This window comes from Enterobacteriaceae endosymbiont of Donacia semicuprea (assembly GCF_012570535.1).
In the GTDB taxonomy this organism is placed as follows: domain Bacteria; phylum Pseudomonadota; class Gammaproteobacteria; order Enterobacterales; family Enterobacteriaceae.
This window is the reverse complement of the sequence record NZ_CP046211.1, coordinates 1-5734: the sequence shown is the minus strand read 5'-3', so window position 1 is coordinate 5734 and position 5734 is coordinate 1. Positions and strand designations below refer to the sequence as shown.

Sequence of the window (5734 nt, the reverse complement as noted above, 5' to 3'; positions counted from 1 at the left end):
ATTATATATATATTTTTATTAAAATAAAATTTTTAAAATATAGTAAAATAATCTTTATTTAATATTTTTTTACCCATGTTTTATATATTATCATAATAATTTTTTTTCTCAAGTTTTTTTTTGTTTATGTAAAATTATAAAAAATTATAAGAAATACGAAAAGTCATACATAAAAGACTATAAAAGATTATAAAAGATTTTATTTATTTATTTATTAACCAAATATATAAAACAGAACTACTTGTTATCCCGTTTTTTGCTACTTGTTATCCCGTTTTTTGCTACTTGTTATCCCGTTTTTGCTACTTGTTATCCCGTTTTTGCTACTTGTTATCCCGTTTTTATTATTATAAAAATTTTAAAAATTAAACTTGACATTTTAAAAAAATTATATAGAATGGTTAGTACTTTTACTTTTGTTTATAAAAAATATTACTTGATTTTTAATTTTAAAAAATTTTTAAAAAATAAAATAATATTACCCATGTGTTTTATAATTTTTTTCAAAAAATATTAAATTGGAGTATAAATTATGTATATAAATATAATTAAAAAATAATAAATTTATTAATTCTAAATTATTTAAAATATTAAATTGGAGTATAAATTATGTATATAAATATAATTAAAAAATAATAAATTTATTAATTCTAAATTATTTCATTTTTTATTTAGGCTAGTATTTATTTTTCTGTTCTACTATATTATCTAATTATGTATATTAAACTGCACTATTATTTAGTTTATTATTCATTTTTATATTTACAAATTTTAAATTTTAATTATTTATATTTTACAAATTTTACTTGATTTTTCAAATGAGAAATAAATTAATTAGTGAAAGAATAAAACTGTTACTTAAAATTAACAAAAAAAAATCTGATTCTAAGGAAAAAATCTATTTTAAAAGTAAAAATTTTTCTGAAGTTAATATTGATTATAATTCAAATATTAAAAATATTAATAAAAATTCCTTTTTTATTAAAATATCAAAAGATAAAAGAATTATTCCAAATATTATGTTAAGAAGTTCTTTATTTAGTGTTATAAGAAAAGGTTACAGAAAATATGAAAGAAATATTTTAAAAACATCTTTAAATGGTTTTGATATACGATTTACAGGAGAAAGTTTAGATCAAACTGATTTAGATGTTTGGTTAGAATGCTTATATAGACTTACTAAAGTACCTTTAGGTAAAAGAGTAATTTTTTCTACTTATTCATTTTTAAAATCAATTGATAGAAAAACAGGTAAAAAAGATTATGAATGGTTAAAATCATCCTTAATAAGATTATCTATCTGTAGTATAGAAATAAAATATAAAAATAATTTTTATATAGGTCATTTATTACATGAGTGGTATAGAAATAGTAAAACTAAAAAAAACATAATTTTACTAAATAAAAATATTATTACCTTGTTTATGGATTCTATGTGGACAGCAATTTCTTTAAAAGAACGAAAAAAATTAAAAGGAAAACCATTATCTCAATGGATACACTGTTTTTTTTGTTCACATAATATTCCTTTATATTATAAAGTCAGTACTTTAAAAAAATTATGTGGTAGTAATACTTCATTATTATGGAAATTTAGACAAATTTTAAAAAAATCTTTACATGATGTTTCTTTAGCTACAGGTTGGAAATGTTGGATAGATTATAACGATATTGTTCATATTATAAAAAAATAATATCTTTTCTTTTTTATTTATATTATAATGAATAAAATATTATTTTATATATTATTGTATATTAAAAATGAAAAAAAAAATTTGTTTAAATTATAATTTTTTAAAAAAAATATTAAAATCTAATATGATTCTTAATAAAGATATTAATAATTTTAAAAAAATGAAAGAAAAAAAAAAAGATTCAATAAGTATTGCTTTTTTAGGACCTTTGGGTAGTTATTCTCATTTAGCTACTTTAACTTACATTGATAATTTTTTTTTTAAAAAAAAAATTATCAATGTAAGTTGTAAAGATTTTTCTGAAATTTTTTCTTGTATTACAAATAACATTATAAATTTAGCCATAGTTCCAATATATAATAATTATACAGGATTTATAAAAGAAGTATTAATATTATTAAAAAAAAATAAATCTTTTTTGAAAATTCAAAAAAGATTTACGATTCCAATTCAACATTGTCTAATTACTTATAGAAAAGATATATCTATTCATCAAATTGAAAAAATTTTTAGTCATCCTCAATCATTTTTACAATGTAGTTTTTTTATAAAAAAATATCCAAAATTAGTTGTTAAAAATTGTCCTAGTTCTTCTTATGCTGCACATTTTATAAAAAAAAAATCATCAGAAAAGCTAGCAGCTATAGGAAATAAAATAGCTGCTAGCTTCTATAATTTAAATGTATTAAAAAAAAATATATCTAATAAAATAGATAATAAAACAAATTTTTTAATTTTAAAAAATTTGTTTTAAATTTTAATAAATAAAATTAATTAATAATTTTATACATTATTTTTTTCATTACTTTTTATTTTATTAAATTAATATTTAATATGTAAAAAAAATATTAATTTAATTTAGTAACTAAAAAAAATTACTTTTTATTAAAAAATAAACTTTTATAAAAAATAATAATTTTTTTTATTTAAAAAAAAATTAAAATTCTTAAAATATCTTATTTAATATATAAATCAATCTTATATTATAATTAATAATATAATCTTTATTATATTATTATAACTATTTATTTCAGATATAATTATTTTATAATAAAATATATATTTTTCTACTTAAAAAAATTATTTATACTTAAAAAAATTTAATTATAAAAAAATATTAATAATTATTTTGTTCTTCTTATACAAAAAACAGTAAATATATTACTAGGAATTGCTTTTTGTATATGTCCATCTTTAAAATCAACATAATAATGTAATGGTTCAGGAAAATATCTATCTATTATAGAAGTTACTGTCCAAACTCGACTATAACGTTGAATGATAGGCCATCCATAATTACTAAGTAAATCTTCACCTGTATGAAAACTATTAAAATCTGCTAATTCTTCAATTGTAGGTAAATTATGATTTCGAGATTCACAATATTCTTTAGCATTATCCCATGTAAACTTAGCCCAATCTTCATTTAAATAATGATATACTTGATCTCCAGTGCGTTCTGACATTAAATTAGGTCTTTCATATTTTATTCCATTAAGAAATATATAATCTACCATATGTCCATACATGTTAGCATGAACAGTATCAGGACTAGTAGGAACCGTGTAAATTAAATTAATTTTTTTTGTAACATATTTATTTGCCATAATATTAATTGTACTACATACACCAATACCAAGAGGATCTGATATTTTAAGTTTTAAATCACCATTTATATCTGTAGTAAATGAAAAATTATCATTAATAATGGATTTTTGATGTGTAATATCTTCAATATTTAATTTACCACTATCTTTTCTTACATGACCTTGTCTATCTTTAGATAAGATCCTATGTATTTCAATATTAGCAAATTTAAATCTTTTACCGTATTTATCAAAAACTGTTATTAAAAAATTAAGAGGTACATCAACTTTAGAAACAATAACATTACTTTCATCTAATTTATTATTATTATAATTTGTTATATTAATAATCATGTTATCAACAGAAGGTAATATAAAATCAATTTTTTCACTTAATTCTTGATTAATTTTATCACCAAATTTTACTTTTAAAAATGCTTCTCCTGGAGTAATACTAGTAATATTTGCAGAATAAGTACCTTTAGGATACTCAATAACTTTACTTATATGAATATTATGTTTATCAGCAAAACTAGATTTTTCAACTATAAAAGAAACATCATCCATATCAGATAATATCTTATTATTTACATCTCTAGCTTCTAAAACAATTTTTGATTTTTCTGATTTAATTAATATTTTTTTAGGAAAAATAGTTAAAGTTGAAAAATTTTTATTTATAATAGGAGGAAAAATATTAATTCTAACATAAACAAAATCTTTATTACCTTCAATATCAGAAGCTGTAATTCTTAATTTATAATTATTCTTATTAATATATTTAAAATTATAATTAGGTAAAGTAATCACATAATTATTCTTAACATATTCAATTGGTTCAATTGATTCAATTGATCCACCATTTTTTAAAAAATTATTATTAACGTTAAAATGTATATTTTTAAATTTATTTACAGATTTTACTTTAATATCTAAAAAAATTTTACTACCTGGATATCCAACTATTTTTTTCTTAGTAAATATTTTAATTAAAAATTCTTCTCTATATTCTAAAATAATATTATTATTTCTATTTACAAAATCATATCTATGATCATTAACTGATGAAAAAAGATTAGAAAATTCTTTATTCATTTGATCATGTAAAGAATGATTAAATACAAAATTTAGTCCAATTTTAAATTGAGTATTACTTTCTCCTAAAAAATTTTCTATTCTTTTTAAAGAAAAGGTTAATAAAGGAATTGGATTATAATTTATACCGAATGATAAAATAGAAGGAGAAAATAATTTTTTATTTTCATATCCATTATTATTTTTTTTAAATCCTATATTACCGTAATATTTTTCATATTCTAATTGAAATTTTATTTCTGGTATTTGTGGAAAATATCCCTCAAATTTGACATCTAATCCTGTTGCTGGTCTCATAAAAAATTCGTCATCATTTATGTCATTTAATTTTTTATTTTTTTTTAAAGAATCTAAATGCCACCATTTACTTAATCCATAATAGCTATTAGCACTAAGTTTTATAAATTCTCTCCAATATTCTATACCGATACCTAATCTTGAATTTTCTAATGTAAAATCATAATCAAAAAAACTATTTAAACCAACCATATATTCGTTATCAAATGATAATTTTCTTATACCTAAACCTAAATTATTTTGAGTTCTATCATCCGTTTTATGAATGTCATTTTGTATAAAAAAAATAAAATCTTCATTTTCTATAATTGGAAATAAAAAATTTATTTCAGAATTATTTAAATTTAAATTTTCATCTAAATTTAAAATTATAGAACTTTTACCATTAATTTGTAAAAAATCAAATATTTTATTAATATTTAACTTAATTTTTTCATTAAATTCTTTATTAATTTTATTTACAAAAATTAATTTAATATTTTTTATCAAATTTTCTCTACTAAAATCCTTATTAGAAAATAAATCTTTTACTGTTAACAAAAGATAAAATAAATCTTTTTGAAAATGATTATTTTTTTCTTTATTATTTTCTTTTTCTTTAGGTAAAGAAAATAAATCTGAAATATATTTAGATGAATAACCATTTTTAATATAACTTTTTCGTAAATTATACCACATTATTTCATCTTTATTTAAAAAATGATTAAAAATTTTATCTTCTTTATCTTCTATATTTTTTTTTTTCTTTATTTGAAGAAATAATTTAAATAAATTATTTTTTATTAAAATTAAATAATTTTTTTTTTTTGTATAAAAATTAGTTCTTTTAATAACAAAAATTTTAATTATTTTATTTAATAAAAATATAGAAGTACTATTTTTTTTAAAATGATACTTTTTATTAAAATAACCACTGTATTTTTTACTTCTATTAAAAGTAAATCCTTTTACATAATTAATGTTTATAAGAATAAGAATTGTTAAGATAGTAAATTTTAATGTTTTTATAAATAATTTATTAAGATTTAACAAATTTTTTTTATGTTTATTTTTTTTGTTCAT

3 protein-coding genes are annotated in these 5734 nt (G+C 17.3%); 2 read left to right on the top strand and 1 reads right to left on the bottom strand.

What is annotated here, in order from left to right; translation table 11 throughout:
- Positions 1-818: 818 nt before the first annotated feature.
- Both trfA and GJT91_RS02245 read left to right on the top strand, forming a co-directional pair.
- The gene (trfA, locus tag GJT91_RS02250; RefSeq protein ID WP_168868629.1) at positions 819-1694 is read left to right on the top strand and encodes a plasmid replication initiator TrfA; all 876 of its coding nucleotides are present in this window, start codon (positions 819-821) and stop codon (positions 1692-1694) included.
- A 67-nt stretch (positions 1695-1761) separates the two neighbouring features.
- Positions 1762-2448, top strand: a complete 687-nt coding sequence (locus GJT91_RS02245; RefSeq protein ID WP_168868628.1) for a prephenate dehydratase domain-containing protein — start codon at positions 1762-1764, stop codon at positions 2446-2448.
- A 370-nt stretch (positions 2449-2818) separates the two neighbouring features.
- On the opposite strand, the gene GJT91_RS02260 is transcribed toward GJT91_RS02245, so the two are convergent.
- Complete coding sequence (locus tag GJT91_RS02260) at positions 2819-5734, bottom strand: inverse autotransporter beta domain-containing protein (RefSeq protein ID WP_211080620.1); 2916 nt, start codon at positions 5732-5734, stop codon at positions 2819-2821.

Excerpts from the sequence above, each read along its gene's own strand:
- trfA (WP_168868629.1), top strand. The coding sequence starts at position 819 with ATGAGAAATAAATTAATTAGTGAAAGAATAAAACTGTTACTTAAAATT.
- GJT91_RS02245 (WP_168868628.1), top strand. The coding sequence starts at position 1,762 with ATGAAAAAAAAAATTTGTTTAAATTATAATTTTTTAAAAAAAATATTA.
- GJT91_RS02260 (WP_211080620.1), bottom strand. The coding sequence starts at position 5,734 with ATGAACAAAAAAAATAAACATAAAAAAAATTTGTTAAATCTTAATAAA.